21 protein-coding genes are annotated in these 20,923 nt (G+C 42.5%); 11 read left to right on the plus strand and 10 right to left on the minus strand.

Annotation, left to right across the window (positions count from 1 at the left end; translation table 11 throughout):
- Positions 1-66: 66 nt before the first annotated feature.
- Positions 67-339, minus strand: a complete 273-nt coding sequence (locus NSS95_RS16030; RefSeq protein ID WP_017550349.1) for a helix-turn-helix domain-containing protein — start codon at positions 337-339, stop codon at positions 67-69.
- 542 nt (positions 340-881) lie between these two features.
- Here NSS95_RS16030 and NSS95_RS16035 point away from each other — a divergent pair.
- From NSS95_RS16035 to bshB2, 9 genes are all read left to right on the plus strand, one after another.
- Positions 882-2,240, plus strand: a complete 1,359-nt coding sequence (locus NSS95_RS16035) for an IS4 family transposase (RefSeq protein WP_179234778.1) — start codon at positions 882-884, stop codon at positions 2,238-2,240.
- 148 nt (positions 2,241-2,388) lie between these two features.
- Positions 2,389-2,616 (plus strand): uberolysin/carnocyclin family circular bacteriocin, encoded by a 228-nt coding sequence (locus tag NSS95_RS16040; protein ID WP_017550351.1) that lies wholly within the window; start codon positions 2,389-2,391, stop codon positions 2,614-2,616.
- A gap of 74 nt (positions 2,617-2,690) precedes the next feature.
- On the plus strand, positions 2,691-4,316 hold the full coding sequence (locus NSS95_RS16045) for a hypothetical protein (protein WP_017550352.1): 1,626 nt from the start codon (positions 2,691-2,693) through the stop codon (positions 4,314-4,316).
- Between the two features lie 45 nt (positions 4,317-4,361).
- Complete coding sequence (locus NSS95_RS16050) at positions 4,362-4,880, plus strand: stage II sporulation protein M (protein WP_017550353.1); 519 nt, start codon at positions 4,362-4,364, stop codon at positions 4,878-4,880.
- A gap of 17 nt (positions 4,881-4,897) precedes the next feature.
- On the plus strand, positions 4,898-5,563 hold the full coding sequence (locus NSS95_RS16055) for an ATP-binding cassette domain-containing protein (RefSeq protein WP_035316509.1): 666 nt from the start codon (positions 4,898-4,900) through the stop codon (positions 5,561-5,563).
- 722 nt (positions 5,564-6,285) lie between these two features.
- Positions 6,286-7,575 carry an IS1380-like element ISBco1 family transposase gene (locus NSS95_RS16060; RefSeq protein ID WP_315958905.1) on the plus strand — a complete coding sequence of 430 codons (1,290 nt, stop codon included), beginning with the start codon at positions 6,286-6,288 and terminating at the stop codon, positions 7,573-7,575.
- 521 nt (positions 7,576-8,096) lie between these two features.
- The gene (gene pdxK / locus NSS95_RS16065; RefSeq protein WP_017550998.1) at positions 8,097-8,915 is read left to right on the plus strand and encodes a pyridoxine/pyridoxal/pyridoxamine kinase; all 819 of its coding nucleotides are present in this window, start codon (positions 8,097-8,099) and stop codon (positions 8,913-8,915) included.
- A gap of 119 nt (positions 8,916-9,034) precedes the next feature.
- The gene (locus NSS95_RS16070; protein ID WP_017550997.1) at positions 9,035-9,382 is read left to right on the plus strand and encodes a YojF family protein; all 348 of its coding nucleotides are present in this window, start codon (positions 9,035-9,037) and stop codon (positions 9,380-9,382) included.
- A gap of 13 nt (positions 9,383-9,395) precedes the next feature.
- Positions 9,396-10,079, plus strand: a complete 684-nt coding sequence (bshB2, locus tag NSS95_RS16075) for a bacillithiol biosynthesis deacetylase BshB2 (RefSeq protein ID WP_019720390.1) — start codon at positions 9,396-9,398, stop codon at positions 10,077-10,079.
- Between the two features lie 117 nt (positions 10,080-10,196).
- On the opposite strand, the gene NSS95_RS16080 is transcribed toward bshB2, so the two are convergent.
- The 4 genes from NSS95_RS16080 to NSS95_RS16095 all read right to left on the minus strand — a co-directional run bounded on the left by NSS95_RS16080 (position 10,197) and on the right by NSS95_RS16095 (position 15,590).
- Positions 10,197-11,063 (minus strand): Cof-type HAD-IIB family hydrolase, encoded by an 867-nt coding sequence (locus NSS95_RS16080; protein WP_017550996.1) that lies wholly within the window; start codon positions 11,061-11,063, stop codon positions 10,197-10,199.
- On the minus strand, positions 11,056-13,242 hold the full coding sequence (recQ, locus tag NSS95_RS16085; RefSeq protein WP_168985778.1) for a DNA helicase RecQ: 2,187 nt from the start codon (positions 13,240-13,242) through the stop codon (positions 11,056-11,058). Before recQ ends, NSS95_RS16080 begins: the two co-directional genes overlap by 8 nt.
- A gap of 101 nt (positions 13,243-13,343) precedes the next feature.
- Positions 13,344-14,615 carry an alkaline phosphatase gene (locus NSS95_RS16090; RefSeq protein ID WP_340714025.1) on the minus strand — a complete coding sequence of 424 codons (1,272 nt, stop codon included), beginning with the start codon at positions 14,613-14,615 and terminating at the stop codon, positions 13,344-13,346.
- Between the two features lie 126 nt (positions 14,616-14,741).
- Positions 14,742-15,590 carry a MurR/RpiR family transcriptional regulator gene (locus NSS95_RS16095; RefSeq protein WP_168985780.1) on the minus strand — a complete coding sequence of 283 codons (849 nt, stop codon included), beginning with the start codon at positions 15,588-15,590 and terminating at the stop codon, positions 14,742-14,744.
- Between the two features lie 253 nt (positions 15,591-15,843).
- On the opposite strand from NSS95_RS16095, the gene NSS95_RS16100 reads away from it, so the two are divergent.
- Positions 15,844-16,710: an alpha/beta hydrolase gene (locus NSS95_RS16100; RefSeq protein ID WP_168985781.1), complete on the plus strand. Its 867-nt coding sequence runs from the start codon at positions 15,844-15,846 to the stop codon at positions 16,708-16,710.
- 977 nt (positions 16,711-17,687) lie between these two features.
- On the opposite strand, the gene NSS95_RS16105 is transcribed toward NSS95_RS16100, so the two are convergent.
- The 5 genes from NSS95_RS16105 to NSS95_RS16125 all read right to left on the minus strand — a co-directional run bounded on the left by NSS95_RS16105 (position 17,688) and on the right by NSS95_RS16125 (position 19,794).
- Positions 17,688-17,864: an SE1832 family protein gene (locus NSS95_RS16105; RefSeq protein ID WP_164931355.1), complete on the minus strand. Its 177-nt coding sequence runs from the start codon at positions 17,862-17,864 to the stop codon at positions 17,688-17,690.
- A 76-nt stretch (positions 17,865-17,940) separates the two neighbouring features.
- Positions 17,941-18,420: a Cys-tRNA(Pro) deacylase gene (gene ybaK, locus NSS95_RS16110; RefSeq protein WP_035183165.1), complete on the minus strand. Its 480-nt coding sequence runs from the start codon at positions 18,418-18,420 to the stop codon at positions 17,941-17,943.
- A gap of 107 nt (positions 18,421-18,527) precedes the next feature.
- Positions 18,528-18,674, minus strand: a complete 147-nt coding sequence (locus tag NSS95_RS16115; protein ID WP_164931356.1) for a hypothetical protein — start codon at positions 18,672-18,674, stop codon at positions 18,528-18,530.
- A 69-nt stretch (positions 18,675-18,743) separates the two neighbouring features.
- Positions 18,744-19,427 (minus strand): LrgB family protein, encoded by a 684-nt coding sequence (locus NSS95_RS16120; RefSeq protein WP_026684575.1) that lies wholly within the window; start codon positions 19,425-19,427, stop codon positions 18,744-18,746.
- Positions 19,417-19,794: a CidA/LrgA family protein gene (locus NSS95_RS16125; RefSeq protein ID WP_013860811.1), complete on the minus strand. Its 378-nt coding sequence runs from the start codon at positions 19,792-19,794 to the stop codon at positions 19,417-19,419. Before NSS95_RS16125 ends, NSS95_RS16120 begins: the two co-directional genes overlap by 11 nt.
- A 102-nt stretch (positions 19,795-19,896) precedes the next feature.
- Between NSS95_RS16125 and NSS95_RS16130 the strand changes: the two genes are divergently transcribed.
- A complete protein-coding gene (locus NSS95_RS16130) occupies positions 19,897-20,838 on the plus strand; it encodes a LysR family transcriptional regulator (protein ID WP_035190683.1) in 942 nt (313 codons plus the stop codon).
- Positions 20,839-20,923 lie beyond the last annotated feature (85 nt).

Raw genomic sequence — 20,923 nt, forward strand, 5'->3', positions numbered from 1 at the left:
GGCTCATATTCAGCCATCCTGGGACGTGTCTTTAAACCAGGCCAATTAAACTAACAGTTGCAAAAATTATAAAAACAGATCACTTAAGAGAGACAAAAAACTGTCAGCTGATAATTCTAGTCTGCTCAATATGTAAAAAAAGGTAAACAGACTGGGTAGTACTTGACCTTTTTCAATCCGATGAACCGTTTTTTCGGATAATATGTTGCCTGCAAGATCCTTTTGCGTCAAACCCTTTTCTAATCTGGCAGTTTTTACTGCTACCCCTACATTTTCGGCATTTATGATTTTTTGTAAAAACATTTCCTCTGATTGAAATTGTTTGTCTTGATATACCATCAGCTCCCACCCCATATGATTTGAGTATTCTATTTTTGATTTACAAGTTTTGATTTACAAGCTTATCATTTCAAATTAAAAAAACGAACAATTAAAAATTCAAATCAATCACAAAATCTTTCGATACTTTTTATTTTAATAAATTACTGACTGTTGTCAACGAAAAATTTTTCGGCATCACTAAAGATATATGCTGAAATCTATCAGACACTTTTTCCAAAAGCTTTACTTCATCACCCATCCTTCTGTTTTCAGGTATAACTGGACACATGTGTCTATTGTCAACAAACACACATTTTAATAACATACACTTGAACAAATTGATAATTTCCAAGCAATAAATGATATAAATGTGCATAACATTTATATAAAAGTTATTAAAATAGGCCCTTCGGGTTAAATTAAAATCTAAAACTTGAAACACTAAAATTCATTCTCATTACTTGTCTTACAAGGGTTTAGAGCAAAAATAAAAGCATGAACACTGGAAACTCGGTATAATTGAAGTGCTAACTAACAATTAATCGAGGAGTGTTCATGTTATGAAAATTATAACACAAAACGACCATCAATCTCTTGAAATTTTATCTTCAATCGAAGCATTTTTTTTGCGTTTCCGCTTATCTCAAATTGCGAAGGTTTCAAACGCTGTAAAGACAAAAGGTGTTCCATTTCAAACACTGTTCTGTTATTTGATCAGTACACTTTTCTCAAACAGATCTGCATACCGTGATTATTTGAAGCATCAAGATCAGCTCGGATTCTCAGATAAGACTTTCCGTAATCTACTGAATAACGGCAAAATCAATTGGCAAAAGTTCTTGGTTTTGCTCTGCCGCCGTATCATTGTGTTCATCGAACCCTTGACCGAACCAACACGCCGGAATGTATTCATTGTGGATGATTCCATGTATGAGCGAGCCAGCGCAAAGCACGTTGAACTTGCGGCGTTTCAGTTTGACCATGCGAAACACAAATATACCCGTGGCTTTCGGTTTCTTCAACTCGGTTGGAGTGACGGCAATACATTCCTCCCTGTTAACTTTTCCTTGCTTTCTGGCAAGAATCAAGTGTGCAGCCCAAAATCCATCGACGGCCGTACACTTTCAGGAAAGCGTAAGATTCAGGCACAGCGCAAAGCAACCAATGTAGTGTTGGAATTGTTATCATCAGCCTTGTCTCAAGGAGTGAATGCTTCCTACGTCTTGTTTGATTCCTGGTTTTCTAGCCCTAAGATGTTTCATCAGTTGCGTGAACTGGGACTTCATGGAGTAGCCATGGTGAAACGTTCTAAGAAAGTTTATTACCAGTTCAACGGTGGACTGATTGATGTGAAAACGATCTTTAACACCCAGAAGAAACGTCGCGGACGTTCACGCTATCTGTTATCCGTTCTTGTTGAAGCAGTTGACGGGGAAACGTCGGTTCCAGTCAAACTTGTTTATATCCGCAACCGCAATAAACGAAATGATTACCTTGTCTTGGCGACAACGGACACCCGGCTCTCTGAAGATGAAGTTATTCAGCTTTACGGAAAGCGCTGGTCGATTGAAGTATACTTCAAGATGTGTAAACAGTACCTCCGCCTGGCAAAATATCAAGGATTGTCTTATGACGGTATCTTTGCACATACCGCTCTTGTCGCAATTGGTTACTCAATCCTTGCAGTCCAACACCGTGAACAGGTAGATGATCGGACCCTGGGTGAGTTGTTTTATCTCATGGTTGATGAACTTACTGACATCACCTTCGCAGAAGCGATTCAACAATTGATTGATTTATTTAAAGAAGCTTTTAAGGATGAGTATATCCTTTGTGAAGAAGTACTAAATACTATTATTGAGCAATTTTTAAAAAAATTACCTGTCAGCTATCAAAAACACCTAATTAAAGCAGCTTAGCTCTAAATTAGCCGGGGTAACCGCAGTGGTGACAAGGGGTTTGCACGATTTTCGTACTTTCAAGTTTTAGTTAAAATAATAAAAATATTAAATTTTAAAAATGTAACTAATCCCGAGGGTCTACTTTTAAAAGGGAGGTGAATATAATATGGGATTATTCCACGTTGCATCTAAGTTTCATGTTTCTGCAGGAATAGCATCTGGTGTTGTTACAGCTGTATTGCATGCTGGTACTATAGCATCTATAATAGGAGCCGTCACAGTAGTTATGTCAGGTGGCGTTGATGCAATCCTCGATATGGGATGGACAGCGTTTATTGCAGAAGTAAAACATTTAGCTAAGGAATATGGCAAAAAAAGAGCTATTGCTTGGTAAAAACTGGAACAGCCAGGATCTACAGTCCTGGCTGTTAAAAAACATTTATTGATTTTTATTGTGGAGTGATGTTTATGGGGATTTTTAGGCTTGTTATGCTATATATCATAAATACATACTCAACCCGAGGTTTTTTAATAAAAAAGGTACTGAAAATAAAGAGCACTAAAAAATACATTCTATTGAGTTTTTTGTTTGAAGTCTTTATATCTGTATTTTTAATTTCTATTTTTAACAGGATCTTTTTACCGGACCATAAAAATATTCTTATTGGAGTGGCTCTGATTCTGACTGTTGGCGACCAAGTGAAAGCTGTTATGACAACAAGAAAAATGTTAGATGAAAGGTACTTGGTCTATCATTTTAGCAGGTATCTCGGGAAGAATAACAATTTAATGAAAAAGGTTATACTGCTCGACTGGATGGTTAGCATGGTGCAAAGTTTAACCAAAATCGTGCCGTTTGGGGTGTTTTTTTATTTACACAGGATGGGAACGAAGTACATATTGATTGTGATTTTGTTCGAACTGCTCCTGTTTTGTATTCATTTACTTGGAAAATCGTTATCTTATCATAAAGGTTTCCGTATTGTACTAAACCTGACAACAAAAGCTTTGTTATGCTGCTTCGTTTATACCGTTGCTTCCATCTTCATGCAAATCATTTATGAATCAAGACGTAACATATCTACTTATGGATATAAATTAAAAGCCATCACAAATTTAAATAATCAAGCAAAAGAAATACTTCTAAGCTCAAATTTGTTTATCATTTTTAAAAATGCAGCCTTGTTTGTTAGCCATATGCATATTCTCACGGCTACTTTAACCGTGGTATTGCTATTCATCATTAGTATTATCATTTTTGCTTTCTCAAAAGATACGAAGGAAGTTTATTATCAAACGCCCTTCTTTGGTTTTTTATATAAAACATTGAATAAGGAGCACTATTATACCTATGCTGACTACTATTCTTTAAAAGCAAACTCAAAAGAATTACTGAACAATCCTTTTGACCTGTTTATCACGGGAGAACTTTCTGTCAGTACAGGAATTTCATTGGCCTCGGCACCTTATATTCATAATATCATCGTTACCCTTATTTTTATGTTTTTTCAGCTCCACATCATTCTGAAGGGAGCGATAAACACTACAAGCTTTATCTACAAAAAAATTTTTAAGCTTGAACAAGAATGTTCTATGATGGAAATTTTTAAAATATATGAGTTAAAAAAGAATGGTATTCTATTCTCAAAATATGAATTATTAAAAAGAACGATCAATATATATTTATTTTGTCATTTGTTTTTGTTCTTTATTGCAACTTTGTTTATTTCGTTTCAACAAAGTCTATCTTTTTTGATTTTAATTCCATTTTTTTATGCAATAAAAAACGAATATGTTTTATACTCACTTAGAACCAATTATGACGTTTTTGTTTTATTACTTAGCAAAAGTAATCCTCCCAAAATTAACAGGCTGAATGAATTCGATGGATTCTCTTTAATTGCTACAGCGAATAATGTATTATCTAAGCTTGTAACCCAATTTACAATATTAGGGTTGATCATAATAGCGATGTTCAAATTTATCTCGGGGATTTATTGGCTCTGCCCCTTCTTGGCTATCGCCTTTACTCTTTTTGGACAAGTAGTTTACAGCAACAAGGATTACAAAAAAATCAAACAGTCCTGTCAATAGGTTTATTAAAACAAAAAATAACTAAACACGGGGATTTAAGAATTTATGAAAAATATAATTACCACATATAAAAAATACTTTTTTGTTTCTTTAGCCGTTTATTGTATTAGTTTTATAACCGGAGCATTCTTATCAAAATTTTTAAGTTTCAAGTATACCGAAAATGAGCAAAGATTTGTTGACCTGTTTCTTCATAATTATACATTGGGGCTTAAAATCATGGTATTAGGTTGGATTAGTTTGGGTGTAATTAGTATAATATATTTGGGGTATAATGGGGTTTTTTTAGGTGCTTTCTCATTTGCAATTATAAGAAACCATGGGCTCAAACCTGTATTAACCGGAATAATCCCACATGGGATTATAGAAGTAATTGCATTTTTGCTTTTTGCAACAATTGGCTTTGAAAGCCTGCGTTGCATTAACATTTTAAAATTGAATTCTAAAAGTGAACAAGAGTTAAGATATAAAGTTGAAATTATAAAGTTAGTATCGATTTTTCTTTTCGCAACCATTTTATTGGTAATTGCTGCATGGATTGAAGCGGACATATCACATGTATGAACGGAAGTGAAATAGATATGGAAAGGATATCAATAAAGCATTTAACTTATGGTTATGAAAATCAACCCAGGTTATTTAATAACGTAAATATCGAGATAGATCAAAACAGTATTGTAAGATTATATGGAAAAAACGGTTCAGGAAAGACTACTTTGCTGAAAATCATTGCAAATATTATAGACGATCCTCATCTGTCTTATGAGTTGCGGTTTTTTGGTGAAAAGCTAAGTTTTGCAGACATTCGCAAGCGTAGAGTATTTGTTGGAGACTCTCCTGTATTTTATGAAGAATTAACAATGGAACAAAATATTCAATTTTACAATTTGTTATTTCATTACGGCCCTGTATTCAGCAAACAAGTATATGAATACTGTAAAAAGTTTGATGTTGATGCCTATAAGAATGAGCAAGTGAAAAATTTGTCATTAGGGACCCGGCAAAAAATCTTTTTATCCATTAACTTATCGATCCCTTCAGAATTGGTCTTATTGGATGAGCCGTTTAATTCCTTGGACACTTCCAGTAGAAAAGTTTTATCTGACATCATCACACAAAGTAAGCAAAAAACGTTTGTTATTGTGTCACATGAAAAGGAAGCAAGCCTGTCTTTCACACATGAATTAAATAGCGAAAATTGGCAGTTAAAAAGTTTAAATAACACGGATGGGGGTGTGAGAGAATGAAATCCGCCATGTTCACGCTGGTACTAATCGCCATTTTTGTTTTTGTCTATATTAAAAAAACGGGGATTTCAAATATATCTATTCCAAAGTTATTGTTTATACCGGCGATTTTTATCGCAGCCTATTTTATAGACAAAAAGTTGCAACAGAAATTACGAAAATAAGCATTCATACCAGCAATTTCCTGGGCCAGTTGCCAGATTAAACATAGGTAAAACAACGATGGGAATGCACTTTTAGAAGAAGCTGGTCCGGAATTGCGCAAATTCATCGTTGTGGAACGCGACGTGAAGCAGGAGCAGTTTCCTCCCATAAACTAAAAACGCCGCACAAGATTGTTTCTTTTCACAAAGGGCATTGAAAAAAAACACCCATTTTGTAAAAGAAGGATACGTATGCCCTTTTTGAAGAAAAATGCCCTTTTTATTTTTATTGAATTTGAAAACCTGGAAGGAAAGCCAAAAATACGGGATCATTCATTTTCCAGCGCCTCGATTAAGGGTAATTTTTAATTCAAATAATAACATTTATGGAATCCTCATTTTTATCATTTTTTCAGTTATAAACCTGAATTATTCACAGAAATTCAGAAACTTATTATAACTTATGGATTACCAAGCCTTTTCGGCTTTATTGTAATTCATTAAAAAAATGAAAAAAGAATCCATTTCTGTTAAAGTTAAAGTAACCAAAACAAAAACCAAACAGAAAGGACTCTTTATATGGTTACTTTAACGCAAAAAACACTTGATTTCAATCATAAAATTAAATTGTCAAATGATGGAGGTTCTCTTTCCTCCGATACAGGTGAGTTTCTTTTTAGAGAATTCGATGAAAAAATTGGTTTTTCAAAGACTTTAGTTAAGTACTTGAGACTTAACGATTCAAGGAAATATTATCTTCATTCAAATGAAAACTTGTTACGTCAAAAAGTCTATCAAATCATTGCCGGGTATGCGGAAGATGATGCGGCTGATCAGTTGACTCATGATCCTGTGTTTAAGGAAATCATTGAAACTCCAACACTTGCTTCCCAGCCCAGTTTGTCTCGCTTTTATACACGATTTGATAAAGATTCAATTGAACAATTAAATCTGGCTAACCAAGAAATGCTTGATAAGATTCATTGTTTTCGACAATCGAAAGAGTTATTTATCGACTTGGATTCGACTCATTCGGATACATATGGGGACCAAGAATCTTCGTCATATAATACTCATTATGGCACGATGGGTTTTCATCCATTAGTCGCCTTTGATGGTGCGACTGGTGACTTTTTGAAAGCACAACTCCGTCCCGGAAATGTTTATACATCAAATGGTGTGGTGGAATTTATTCGGCCTCTCATTAAACATTATAACGAAATGTTTCCGGAAACTACCCTGTTTCTTCGTGGAGATAGCGGGTTTGCTGTTCCGGGATTATACGATCTGTGTGAAGAAGAATCTGTTTTGTATATTATTCGGTTGAAATCGAATTCACAACTACAAAGTTTAGCGAAGGAATACCATCCTTCTTCCGCACCTTTAGATGTTTCCAAGACGGAAACCTATTATGAAGAAACGATTTACCAAGCAAAATCATGGTCAAAACCAAGAAGGGTGATTATTCAATCGGTACGTCCTGCAGGTGAGCTGTTCTTTACCCATTCCTTTTTTGTTACTAACTTTGAATTAGCTTTTCCTCAAGATATCGTCCGAGCTTATCAAAAAAGAGGGACGATGGAAAACTATATCAAAGAAGCAAAAAATGGCTTTTACTTTGATCATATGAATAGCCACGCTTTTCTAGTGAACGAAGTAAAAATGATGTTAACACTTCTTGCATATAATTTGACCAATTGGTTACGAACTCTTTGTTTTCCGGAAGGTCAAAAAACTATGCAAATTGATACGATACGTACTCGGTTAATTAAAGCGGCAAGTAAAGTCGTGAAATCAGGCAGATCCCTTTACTTCAAACTATCATCGAGTTTTGTGTATCAAAATTTCTTTTGGGATGTACTGAATTGAATTCAAAAGCTACAATTGGAATGACCAATAGAATACTTCTCATAACTGAAAAAATAAATTTTTCAGTCAAGGGGCAAGTATGCCCAAAATACCAGAGTTGTTCTATTGAAAATTCAGTTATTTTATGAATTGGCTACGGTTCTTAATTAAATACCGTTATTTTCAACTAATTTAACAAAATTTATCAAATGGGATTTGTAGCTATGAATATTTCAGGTAAAATATTGTTTTCACAAGACATGGTTCTTTATCATGAAATTCTTATTTTTCTCAAGTTAAAATATAGTACAGATGATTAAATAAGTCAATATTTACTTTCTATTTTAAATATTACAATACCTTCTTTTGAAAGCCGGTCATTCTAAAGTTCGGTTCGCGGCCCTGCTGTGTGACTGGCAGATCATCCCCTGTTCCATCAAGCATCCGGCCGCTTTTGTACCCGTCCCCGGGATTTGTATTTTTTATGGCAGTATTATATTCTAAAATAGTGTAAAGCTTATTTTAAAGGAGATGGGTGCGTGATGGGTTTAAAGAAAACTTTTACGCTGGCCGGTTCTGATTCGAGCGGCGGCGCGGGACTTCAGGCGGACTTGAAAACATTCCAGGAACTCGGGGTTTACGGCATGTCCGCGATTACTTCCATCGTTGCGATGGATCCTAAAAACGGATGGCATCATCATGTTTTCCCGATTGATGTCAACATTGTTGAACCGCAGCTTGAGACCATCCTTTCTGTCGGAATTGATGCCATGAAAACCGGTATGCTCGGTTCAGTGGATATTATTGAACTGGCCGCCCGTAAAATAGATGAATACCATCTCGACAAAGTGGTCATTGACCCGGTTATGGTATGCAAAGGCGAAGATGAAGTATTGCAGCCGGAAAATACGGATGCAATGCGCGAGCTTTTGCTGCCGCGGGCGACGATTACAACGCCGAACTTGTTTGAAGCCTGGCAGCTGGCACAAACCGGCCCGATTAAAACCGTTGAGGATATGAAAGCAGCAGCGGTCAAAATCCATGAACTGGGCGCGAAAAATGTTGTCATCAAAGGTGGCAGGGGGCTGGATACGGATCAGGCCATCGACTTGTTCTATGATGGGGAAGATTTTGAAATTCTCGAATCAAAAAAAATAAAAACAACATATAACCACGGTGCAGGCTGCACATTTGCCGCAGCCATCACGGCTGAACTGGCAAAGGGCAACACAGTGTCCGGCGCAGTGAAAGTGGCAAAAGAATTTGTCCATATGGCGATTGAACACGGCTTTAAGCTGAACGAATATGTCGGCCCTGTGATGCACGGAGCCTATACCCGTTTTTCGCATACCAACTCTTAAGCCAAACCGGGCCCTGCCGGAACATTCCGCCGGGGACCCGGTTTTTAATTTTTCCTTAAAGCGCCGCCGGTTGGTATAATGGAAAGAAACAGGAGCGGACGGCCAAAAGGAGGAAAAAAATGGAACCGATACAAAAACAAACAGCCCAAAAATGGCTGGACGAACTTGCCGGAAAACCGGTGTATATCCATTTGGAAACAACCAATGGCGCCTATGCCTCCCATGTCAATGAGTCATTTTTCTCTGCAGGCGCCTATATCCGCAATGCGCAAGTATCCTATGAACACGGAAAAATTGTTGGGGACGGCCCGTACCGGATCGGCCTGAAAATGAAAATCGGCTGGATTTATGCAGAAGGCCTGACCCACTTTGAAAAAGATGAATTCGACCGCCTGCTTTTTGCCGGCCACGGTTTTGACGGGAAGCTGGCCGTTGCCCTCGAATTGAGTACAACACCATTTGAGTGAGGAGATGAGAAAAATGGAAAAAGAGCGCCATGTTCTGGTGATTTTCCCGCATCCCGATGACGAGGCTTTCGGTGTATCCGGCACGATCGCAACCCATGTGAAAAACGGCACGCCGGTCACTTATGCCTGCCTTACGCTCGGGGAAATGGCGCGAAATCTCGGCTATCCCCCTTTTGCCACAAGGGAATCGCTGCCGCATATCCGGAAAAGAGAACTGCAAAAAGCGGCCGAAATCATGGGGATCCAGGATTTGCGCATGATGGGGTTGCGCGATAAAACGGTAGAATTTGAAGATGATGAGAAGATGGCCAAAATGGTACTCGACCTCGTCCATGAGCTGAACCCGTCACTTGTCATTACCTTTTACCCGGGCTACTCTGTCCACCCTGACCATGAAGCAACCGGAAGAGCCGTTGTCCGCGCGCTCCGCCGGATTCCTGAAGACAAACGCCCGAAACTCCACTGCGTTGCCTTTTCCAAAAACCATGAAGCGGAGATCGGAAAGCCGGATGTCCGCAATGATGTGAGCGGTGCAGCCGAGCAAAAAATCGGCGCCATGAAAGCCCACCTTTCCCAGACCGGCTGGATGATGGCGGAACGGGAAGAAAAACTGAAGCAAAAGGACCCGGAAACCCTGGAATGGCTCCATTATGAATACTTCTGGACGTATGACTGGGAAAACGACCGGGTCCGGTAATGGTGAGAAGCGAACCCGTAAAGGCGCCATCGGCTGAGTGGTGCAAGGGGCTCTGACGCCGTCATTGCAATATAATTGCCCCCCGGTTTACCAATATAAACGGGGGGCAATTATGTTCTAACACATTTCAAGCATTCTGTAAATCGCTTTTGCCACGCCGTCTTCATCATTTCTTTTCGTCCGGTAGCGGCAAATTTCCAATACTTCATTTTCGGCATTTCCCATCGCAAACGGGTAGCCCACCCTTTCGAGCATGGAAATATCATTTAAGTTGTCCCCGATGGCCATCGTTTTTTCCATCGAGAGCCCGTGTTTTTCCGTGTATTCCTTGAGCGCAATCCCTTTTTGCGCCGACACATGGTTGATTTCAATATTGCGGAATCCTGATGAAGTCACTTTAATATCTGGAAAGTCTTTTTCAAGATCCTTGCCGATTTTCCGCAGCCTTTGTTCTTCTTCATTGAAGGCCAGTATTTTGTAAAACAAAATGGACGGATCGTGAAAAATATCCTTTGTATCTCCAATATTATGGACGTATCTCCGGATGCCGCGCTGCTCAATATAATTCCGCACTTCTTCCACCGGCACTTCAGGGTTTGCGGAATGGAACAAATCGACCAGCATATCCATGTTTTCCTCGTAATCTTTCGTATAAGTGCCTTTATTTGTAAAAAATTCATAATAAATGCCGAGTTGGTCGAAAACATCAGCAACCCGGGAAGCTGTCAGGGGATCCAGCCCGCTTGTTTTGAGTAATTTTCCCTTTTCATCCCGCACTTCGGCCCCGTTCAGCCCGATGACCGTACAGTCAATGCCGACAGGATCGAGCACAAGCCGCGCTTCTTCATAAGACCGGCCAGTTGTAACGACAAAGTGAATCCCTTTTTTCTGTGCCAATTTAATCGCTTCGGCATTTGCCGGGCTGACTTCCTGCCTTGAGTTGAGCAAAGTTCCATCCATATCAGACGCGATACATTCAATCATGATGCCAATCCCCTCCAGAAATATATGATACTGTTTTTCCTTGGTCCGGATGATGCTTCCTTTCCTGTAAGAAAGCCCGGATCATAAAATAACTGACCTCATCCGGCAGCAATTCCTTTATCGGCGTAAGCCGCCCGGTACCTGCCCGGCTTGCGGCATCGGCGATTCGCTCCCGGTACCTTTCGGGAATAAAGCGGCTCCATTCTACCGGAAATCCCTCGTCTGAACATTTGATCACATGCGTTTCAATCGTTCTTTCCGACATGCCGCGGATTTCCGCAATTTCACGGATCGTTTTGCCTTCTTGTAACAGGCGGTATGTCACATGATGGCTTTTTTCTTTCCCGTCTTCACGCGCTTTTTTTGTTTGTGGCAATGCTTTCGGCTGCGCTTGCGCTTGTATCCCTTCTTCTTCCATGTATGTCCGGATCACGTGCATAAACAGCTCGGCGTACTGTTCCGCCTTTCTTTCCCCAACCCCTTTCACCTGCAGGAAAGCCTCCCTGGTTACCGGCATCCTGGCACTCATTTCCCTCAGCGACTGGTCGGAAAAGACAATATAAGGCGGTATTTTTTCACGGTCAGCAATCTCTTTGCGAAGTGTGCGCAGTTTTTCAAATAAAAGGTTATCGGTTGCAATTTGCTGCGCCCTGACACTTTCTTTCCGGAAAACCTGTTTTTTTGAAAGCAGGACTTCCACTGCCTTTTTTGTCAGCATAAGCACCGGGTATGTACCGTCTTTGGCACGCAAAAAACCGTCAGCTGTCAGAAAATCAATCAGTTCAGCCACTTCTTTTTGCGTTTTGTCTTTCATAATGCCAAAAGTGGACAGCTTGTCAAAACCGAATTGCCTGATTTTCTGGTCGTTTGACCCGGCCAGCACTTTTGCAATCATGGTTTTGCCGAACCGTTCCTGCATCCTTTTGACACAGGAAAAAACCATTTGCGCTTCTTTTGTCACGTCTGTTTTTGCGCGGGTATCCAAGCAGTTGCCGCATTTGCCGCACGGCTGTGCCTCTTTTTCGCCGAAATAATGCAAAATGAACTGCTGAAAACAGCCTTCCGTATGGCAGTAGTCAATCATTTTTCGCAACTTGGCATACTCGCCCGGTTTTCTGTCTTCGTTGGCTGACTGCTCAATTAAAAAAGTTTGCGTATGGATATCCTGGGGAGCAAACAACAAAATACAGTCGCTTTCTTCCCCATCGCGCCCGGCCCGTCCTGCTTCTTGGTAATACGCCTCCATATTTTTCGGCATATGATAATGGATGACAAACCGCACATTGCTTTTGTCGATCCCCATCCCGAAAGCGGAGGTGGCGACCATCACGGAAATATCATCGTATAAAAACCGGTCCTGAAAGCTGCCGCGCTCCGCTTCTTTCATCCCTGCATGATATTTTCCCGCACGAATGCCATTTTTAACAAGAAAATGATAAATGCGTTCGGCCTCTTTTCTCGTTGCCGTGTAAATGATCCCGGACTGGTTTTTATTTTTCAGGATGTAGTCCAGCACAAAGGCATCGCGGTCCTGGCCTTTCACCACTTGGAAATGCAGGTTCTCACGGGCAAAACCTGTAGCCACTGTGTTTTCTTCCGGAATCATGAGCAGCTGGCAAATGTCTTTCTTTACCTGCGGCGTCGCTGTAGCGGTTAAAGCAAGCGTCACCGGTTTTGGCTTGAATTGTGAAATTAGTTTTTCGATTAAACGGTAGCTTGGGCGGAAGTCGTGGCCCCATTGTGAGATGCAATGCGCTTCATCGACAGCGATAAGGGAGACATTGATGTTTTCGAGAAGATGCAAAAAAGGAGGAAATTCGAGCCGTTCCGGTGCGAGATAAATTAATTTGTATGCGCCCTTTGATGCAGCCGCAAGCCGCTCATTGATTTCTGTCGGATCCAGGGAGCTGTTCACATATGTTGCCGGTATCCCCATGCCTGAAAGTGTATCCACCTGGTCTTTCATCAAGGAAATCAGCGGCGAAATGACAAGCGTGACCCCTGATAAAAGCATGGCCGGCACCTGGTAGCAAACCGACTTCCCCCCGCCGGTCGGCATCATGCCCAGTGTATCCTTGCCATCCATGATCCGGCTGATAATGGCTTCCTGCCCGCGGCGGAAATGATCATAGCCATAATATTGCTTTAAAACCTGTTTGGCTTTTTCCATTGCTGCCACAAGGCTCCCATCCTTTCCGCAAAATTTGCCTCTATTATAACAGATTTTGCCGGGGTGGTATACGGAGAAAACCACCCCGGCAGTTGTCCGGCCGGTATATATTATTTTTTCAGCCCCATCGCTCTCAGCAAAGCATCATGGATATATGTGTTTTCATAAGTGCCTTCAAACAACGATGCGCCGCTGCCTATCGCCGTGAGCGGGATATCGGCTGCCGTATGGCCGGAAGTTGTCCAGTCCACGACAAATTGCGCGCTTGAACCCGCCACCTGGAACGGTCCGTCTTCTTTTGAAATGCCGTCCCCGGATTCGTCGCTGTTATCGACATTTTCAACCGTCATGCCGCCGCAGTCATGGTCGGCCAGGACAAGCACAAGTGTATCCGGGTGCTTTTTCGTATAATCTTTTGCCACTTTAACGGCATGATCCAGTTGCCGGCCCGCCCTGATCAGCTGGGAGGCGTTATTTTCATGGGCCATTTCATCGATGGCTTCTTCTTCAACCATCAGGAAAAAGCCGTTTTTATTTTTTGACAGCGTGCTGATTGCTTTTTTTGTCATTTCCGGAAGTGAAACAACCGGGTCGTACTGGTCGCCATGGCCCTCCTCTCGCTGTTCAAACATTTCTTCATTGGCAAAAAGGCCTAAAAGCTTATTCCCGCCTGCCTTTTTCAGTCCGGAAGCATCTGAAACATACTGGTAACCGAGCCGTTTCGCTTCGTCGACAAGATTTCCTTCCGTGCCTTTGCTTGCTTCGGAAGTATCTTTTGCCGGGTGGTCTTTATAAGCGCCCTGTGTGCCTTGCGGGTACCAGTAATCTTCCCCGCCGCCGAGCAACACGTCCACTTTGCTGTTTTTCAAATATTGCTTTGCAATTTTGCTCTGTTCAGAACGGTTTTCGACATGGGCACCGAAAGCGGCAGGCGTTGCATCTGTGATTTGGCTTGTCGTGACCAATCCTGTTGACTTGCCGGCTTGCTTTGCTTCTTCAAGGACGGTCTTTTTGCTTACTTTATTGGCATCGACACCGATTGCCCCGTTATACGTTTTAACGCCTGACGCCATAGCGGTCGCAGCCGCAGCTGAATCGGTCACCACGGAGGTGGAGCTTGTATGTACAACCCCCGTATACGGCATTTTGTTCATTTCAAGGTCCCCGCTCAGGCCGGTTGAAGCAAGGCGGATCGCATCCCGCTGCGCAGCCCCCATACCATCCCCGACAAACAGAATCACGTTCTTCGCCTTCGCGGAAGTTACGTGACCGGTGTGTTGCGAAGGCTTGTAAGCTTTTGCATTTGCAATCCCGGATATCCCCAATACCGCCACTGCAGACAAGGCAATTGCCGCTTTCATCATACGGTTCTTTTTACCCAATGTTCTTCCTCCCCTTTTTCGTTTTGTGCTTACGCCTCTTATTGTAAAAAAGGATTTTGAAGGAAGTATGTTGGATTTGTAAAAGAAAGATATAAATCTTGTGTAGGGGCTTTTACAAAATTCCCGTTATCTTCGCAGCCTGAGGTATTCGTTTCTCGTTTCATTGTAATACTTCAAAATGTCTTCCCCCTTGCGCTGAAAAACACTTAAATAGAGCGCGTCAATGATATTCAGCTGCGCCATTCTCGAAGACGTCGTTCCGATCCGGAAATCTTCCTCGGTTACCGGCGTGCAAAGCCTAATATCCGCTTCTTTGTACAGCGGGGATTTCTCCATATTCGTGATGGCAATCACTTTTGCCCCTTTCCTTTTCGCAAAATCAGCGAGTTCGAGTACATCCTTCGTCCGCCCGGAAACGCTGAGCGCCACAAACACATCCATTTTATTCATATAGGGAATCAGGGAGATCAGGTAATGGTAATCCTGGGAAAAAATAGACTGGCAGCCCAGCCTTGTAAATTTATAGCATGCATCGACTGCGGCGGTTACCGACCCGCCGACACCGAAAAACACCACTTTTCTGGCATTTTCAAGCACATCGGCGGCTTTTTCCAGCTCTCTCCTGTCAAGTGAAGAAACACACGATTCTATCGCCTTTTTATTCCCATAAGTGACTTTTTGGAATAAATCATAAGGAGAATCTTTTTGTTGCAAAATTGAAAAATCTGTCATATGGCTTTCGGTTAAAGTTAAATTTTTCACAAGCTCCAGCTTAAACGTTTTAAAACTTGCCATGCCGATTGTTTTGCAAAACCGGACAACGCTTGACTCACTTACGCCGGTTTTTTCTGATAAATCTTTTGTGGTCATCGTCGGAACCATCTCAGAATGCTCCAAAATATATGTGCCAATTTTCTTTTCAGTGCCCGTAAGGTGATGCATTTCCTTTTGAATTCGTTCAAGTATTGAATCCACAACTTTTCCTCCATTTATAACCATCATCGTATACACGAGGCAACAGGAGTTTTCCCGCCTTTACGCCTGCCTATTCACCAGTAAAGAAACCAGCGTTTTCCACATCATAGAATGAAACTTTTTCTTCGTCAATGGCATCGGAAAAATTCTGTTACAACCGCTTTCTCCCTATTCCCTTTCGCTATTTTGTATGATAAAATGAACATCATTTCGCAGGAAAGTTACACCATGACTTCCATCAAGGGGTGTTAGCATGCCATATATCCAACATCGGAATGCGATTCTGGCCATGATTTGTTTGTTTCTTATGCTCAGCCTTTCAACTGTATGGTTTTCCCATCGTACGGACAAAAGCAATGCTGCTGCGACCCCGCCGGCACAAAAACCCGTTCCGACTGTGTTCGTACACGGCTATAAAGGAACGGCTCGATCGTTTAACGGGATGCTCGGCCGGCTGGAAAAAAGCGGAATTGCTGAAAAAGCAATGGTGATTCGCGTCACAAAAGACGGGATGATTGTGGTCAATGGGGAAATTTCCAACCGGGCCCGGCATCCGATGATCCAGGTCATTTTTTCCGATAACCGTGCCAGTTTCCGGCAAACGGCCGGCTGGCTTGAAAAAACCATGCACATTCTTTATACGAAATACAATGTGAAAGAAGCAAATCTCGTCGGGCATTCGATGGGCGGTTTGATTTGCACAAAATATATTGAAGATACTTCCGGCAGGCGGCAATATCCGGTCATTCAAAAGCTTGTCACGATTGGCAGCCCTTATGAAGGCGTGCTGACTCGTGTTTTTAAGCAAAATCCGAATAATACCGGCGATGCGGCGCGCGACCTGCTTCCGGGTTCCGTAGCGTTCAAAGCTTTATATGCCAACAAAAACCGCTTCAGCCCGCATATTCAGGTGCTTGCCATTGCAGGCGTTGTGGAAAAACCGGCATTGGGGGATTCCCTTGTTTCCCTGGACAGCGCGCTTGGCGGCAGGTTCATCGTGCCGAAAAAGCAGTATACGTCCAAAATTGTTTACGGCAAAAATGCGCAACACAGCAGCCTTCATGAGAATAAGCGCGTGGACCGGATTGTCACGGACTTTCTTTGGGATGCAAAAAAATAGAAAAAAGCGGCGATACCTGCGTAAAAGCAGCATTCGTCGCTTTTTTATTTATATAAAATGAACTTAAGTTTTTACATCTAGTCCGGGCATCCATTTGTTTGAGCACTACTTTTTGCGGTAAGCAAGAGAGCAACAATATTTTGTTCATTTTATATAGCCCGAAGAAACCGCTTTCTATTTGCTTCCGGAACCGGTTCTTCAAGTTTGATTAGGGCTTGCTGAATAAGCAAAATTTCTAGATTTGGCAAGGATGTTCACGGCTTTTGCTTAAATTGAATGCAAGGGTTTATAAAAAATACAGGGAAAAGCTTGCACTTGAAACGCACCCTATGTGAAGGAAGACCTTCATTTTTCCGTGCTTCCTAACGTAGACAGCCTCTATGTGAAGAAAGGCCGTCAATTTTTTGTTCTTCCTTAACATAGACACGCCCTAGGTTAAGGAAGGCCTTCATTTTTCTGCGCTTCCTTAACGTAGACGCCCTCTATGTGAAGAAAGGCCTTCGTTTTTTCGTGTTTCCTTAACGTAGACAGCCTCTATGTAAAGGAACAACGTCATTTTTTCACGCTTCCTTAACTTAGACGCGACCTATGTGAAGAAAAGCCTTCAATTTTCCGCGCTTCCTTAACTTAGACGCGCCCTATGTGAAGGAAGACCCTCGTTTTTTCGTGCTTCCTTAGCGTAGACGCGCCCTATGTGAAGAAAGACCGTCCATTTTCCTCGCTTCCTTCACATAGGGATTGCTGAGAATAAGCAAAATTCCTAGACTTGGCAAAAATTTAAGCTTGCACTTGAAAGCTGACTCAAAGTATAGAGCAGACATAATCGCATTTCCAAAGATGGATTCTTCTATATTTTTAGACAAATCTTGTTGACAAATTGGGTACAAACTCAGAGTCGGATTCGTTCAGCAAGTCCTTATTAAAGTTGAAGCGATCCGGTGAAAAAGCAATCTGCCCCGTCTTTGCAAGCAAAAGAATTAAAAGCGGTCCAATTGCTGGTACAGTTTCTTTAATGCCTGTTCAATCTCCGCGAGCTGCTTTTCAAGCGGGTGAAGGTTGCCCTTTACATACTCCAATTTCTCCAAATCTTGCTGTAGGCGAACATAATCCGCTTTCAAATCGGCAATTTGGTACTCTACATCCCGTTTATCCATGTTCCTCACCCCCTTAAAGAAAATGATGGAACACGTCACACATTTGAAAAGTCTCATGTCCCTGGCATGCATCCTTTTAATGCGTTAAATCAGCATAGTTTGCGTCGGCGGCTTTTAAAAGATCACCAGGCGCCAAAACAATTTGCGTGCCGATCCGCCCGGCGCTTACGATCACCTCATCAAGCGTTGCTGCGCTCTCATCGACAAATGTCACATAGTGCTTCTTCATGCCGATCGGGGAACAGCCGCCGCGAATATAGCCGGTATATTTTTGGATATCTTTCACATGGACCATTTCGATCTTTTTCTCGCCCGCTGCTTTTGCGGCTTTTTTCAGGTCGAGTTCTGCCGCAACCGGGATGACAAACACATAAAGTTCGCCGCTGTGCCCCTGCGTGACCAGCGTTTTATAAACAGCTTCGGGCGGTTTTCCAATTTTTTCCGCAACGGAGATGCCGTCGATTTTCCCGTCCTTCACCTCATACGACAGCATGCCGTACGGGATTTGCTGCGCATCAAGCAGCCGCATCGCGTTTGTTTTTGTTGTTTTTGCCAAATTCACCACTTCCTCCAGAGGCCTGTTACTATAAGTGTACCGGTTTCGAGGCGGATTTTCCATCAAAACAAAAAAGCCGGCCTGCATGGGGCGAGGCCAGCTTTCCTTTATTTACGCACACCTTTTTTCTTTTTCTGGTCGATTTCATCTTTTCTGCCCGTGGAGAATTCCACGAGTTCTTCTGCAATCTCATTTCCAAGCTTGGCATTTTTATTCCGCTCAGCATTCTGGTTTCCGTATTTCTGCCTGCCCATTTGCACGCTCCTTTCCTTTTTTACAGCTATATTTTGCATTGAAAAAGGAAGAATATGCGGCGTTTTAGATTAATGAATGATATGGGATACCATCCACGGCGTAACAAAAATGGAAATAGCCGCAACGATAATCATGCTGACGCTGGAAATGGCGCCTGACCGGGCACTGAGTTCGAATGCTTTAGAAGTGCCGATCCCGTTCGCATGCGTTCCAAGCAGGATGCCGTGGGCAATTTCGTTTTTAATGCGCAAATGCTTGATCAGCCACGGCGCCATCACAGAGCCGATAATGGCGTTCAAAATCACAAAGACAGCCGTAACAGACGGCACGCCGCCGATTTTTTCAGATACGCCCATTGCAATCGGGGTTGTGATCGTAAACGGGATGATACTGTGCTCCAGGCTTTTGCTGAAATGAAAAAGCGTAGCGATGGCCGAGGAAAGGAATACTGCCATCAGCCATCCCGCCCCGATGCCGATTAAAATTTCAACCGCATATTGGCGGACGATTTTAAAATGGCGGTAAAGCGGCACAGCAAAAGCAACAATGGCCGGCTGCAGCAAATCCGTTAAAACAGAGGTGCCTTTCTGGTAGTCCCGGTACGGTATATCTTCCCCGAGTAAAAAGGCGCCTAATAATACCGGCGTGACAAGTAGCGGGGAAACAAAGATTTTTTTGTATTTCCCGTACAGTTTTTTGAAAATCCAGTAACTTCCAACCGTTAACAGCAGGCACACGATTTTAACGATCACGCATTCTCACGCTCCTTCGATTTGCAATTTTGTCCGCAAGCCATCCCGAACAGGCCATCGCGGCAATCAGGCTTATCAGGATCACAACCAAGATTTCCGGGCCGTTATGGACAAGCAGGTTTCTATACTTCACCATACCGACTGCTGACGGGATAAAAAACAACAGCAGCTCCGCCATCAGGAAATTGGCCCCGATTTCAATCCAGCCCATTTTGACGATGCCGAATTGCAGCAGGAGAAAGAGGGCAATCATTGCCAGCATGCTGCCCGGCAGCGGGATGTGCAACAGTTTTGCAGCTGCGCCCATGACTTCAGCGAACAGATACAAACCGACAATCTGTAACATTCCGATCAGGATTTTTTTCAATATTTTCACCTTCTATAACTAGTTTACCGCGCCGGCGATAATAGGTAAAATGAATATATAGAATGGTAAAAATGCCTTTTATCTATACAAGGAGGGTTCCAGTTGGATATCCAGCATCTCCAGTACTTTGTTTCCGTTGCCACTCACGGCAGCTTCACGAAAGCCGCCCGGGAATGTTATGTATCGCAGCCGACAATCAGCAAAATGATAAAAAGCTTTGAAGAAGAACTCGGCGTCCCCTTGTTTAACCGCGCCGGGAAAAAAATCGTCCTCACCGATGCCGGACAGGCCGTTTTTCAGCAGGCGCAAAAAACGCTGAAAGCTTTTCGGCAGCTGACAGATGCGATCAATGATGTGGCCGGCCTGAAAAAAGGCAAAATCCGGATCGGGCTGCCGCCAATGATCGGGTCGCGCTATTTTCCCCGGGTCATTGATGAATTTCATCATGCCTACCCGGACATTAAAATCCAGCTCGTGGAAGATGTTACAAGAAAAGTGGTACATGATGTTGAAAATGGGACATTGGATCTCGGCGCCGTCGTGATGCCGGTTGATGATGAGGTGTTCGGGCATTTTTCGTTTGTCCATGACCGGCTTGTGCTGCTTGTGCACCCTTCCCACCGGCTTGCAGGCTGCTCAAGCGTCCGGCTGAAACAGCTGAAAGAGGAGGAATTCATTTTTTTCCATAGAGATTTTGCCCTTCACGACCAGATTATAAAGGAATGCTTGAAGCTCGGGTTTATGCCGAACATTATTTACGAAAGCACCCAGTGGGACCTCATCTGTGAATTGGTAGCGTCCAATCTCGGCGTTGCCCTGCTGCCAAGTACAATATGCCATGCGTTTAACCCGGAACGCGTCAAAATCATTCATCTGGAAGAACCTGTCCTCCCGTGGAATCTGGCAATCATCTGGCCGAAACACCAATACCTTTCTTTTGCGGTAAAAGAGTGGATCCGGTTTACAAAGAATTTATTCGGCCGCGGGATCCCGCCTGCCGTGCCGCAACCGGAAGAAGCCATGAAAAAAGAAAGTGAAAAATAGGGGCGCGGGTTCAAAAAAGGGGCGGGTTTTGAGGCACTGCGAAATACTTCTGAAAGGCAGGTGAAAGGTGTCTACATAATAGCCG

Origin of the sequence: Weizmannia sp. FSL K6-3076 (assembly GCF_038007245.1) — a bacterium.
Taxonomy (GTDB): Bacteria; Bacillota; Bacilli; order Bacillales; family Bacillaceae_C; genus Weizmannia; species Weizmannia faecalis.

Coding starts and splice junctions, on each gene's coding strand:
- NSS95_RS16030 (WP_017550349.1), bottom strand. CDS start 339: ATGGTATATCAAGACAAACAATTTCAATCAGAGGAAATGTTTTTACAA.
- NSS95_RS16035 (WP_179234778.1), top strand. CDS start 882: ATGAAAATTATAACACAAAACGACCATCAATCTCTTGAAATTTTATCT.
- NSS95_RS16040 (WP_017550351.1), top strand. CDS start 2,389: ATGGGATTATTCCACGTTGCATCTAAGTTTCATGTTTCTGCAGGAATA.
- NSS95_RS16045 (WP_017550352.1), top strand. CDS start 2,691: ATGGGGATTTTTAGGCTTGTTATGCTATATATCATAAATACATACTCA.
- NSS95_RS16050 (WP_017550353.1), top strand. CDS start 4,362: ATGAAAAATATAATTACCACATATAAAAAATACTTTTTTGTTTCTTTA.
- NSS95_RS16055 (WP_035316509.1), top strand. CDS start 4,898: ATGGAAAGGATATCAATAAAGCATTTAACTTATGGTTATGAAAATCAA.
- NSS95_RS16060 (WP_315958905.1), top strand. CDS start 6,286: ATGGTTACTTTAACGCAAAAAACACTTGATTTCAATCATAAAATTAAA.
- pdxK (WP_017550998.1), top strand. CDS start 8,097: ATGGGTTTAAAGAAAACTTTTACGCTGGCCGGTTCTGATTCGAGCGGC.
- NSS95_RS16070 (WP_017550997.1), top strand. CDS start 9,035: ATGGAACCGATACAAAAACAAACAGCCCAAAAATGGCTGGACGAACTT.
- bshB2 (WP_019720390.1), top strand. CDS start 9,396: ATGGAAAAAGAGCGCCATGTTCTGGTGATTTTCCCGCATCCCGATGAC.
- NSS95_RS16080 (WP_017550996.1), bottom strand. CDS start 11,063: ATGATTGAATGTATCGCGTCTGATATGGATGGAACTTTGCTCAACTCA.
- NSS95_RS16100 (WP_168985781.1), top strand. CDS start 15,844: ATGCCATATATCCAACATCGGAATGCGATTCTGGCCATGATTTGTTTG.
- NSS95_RS16105 (WP_164931355.1), bottom strand. CDS start 17,864: ATGGATAAACGGGATGTAGAGTACCAAATTGCCGATTTGAAAGCGGAT.
- NSS95_RS16115 (WP_164931356.1), bottom strand. CDS start 18,674: ATGGGCAGGCAGAAATACGGAAACCAGAATGCTGAGCGGAATAAAAAT.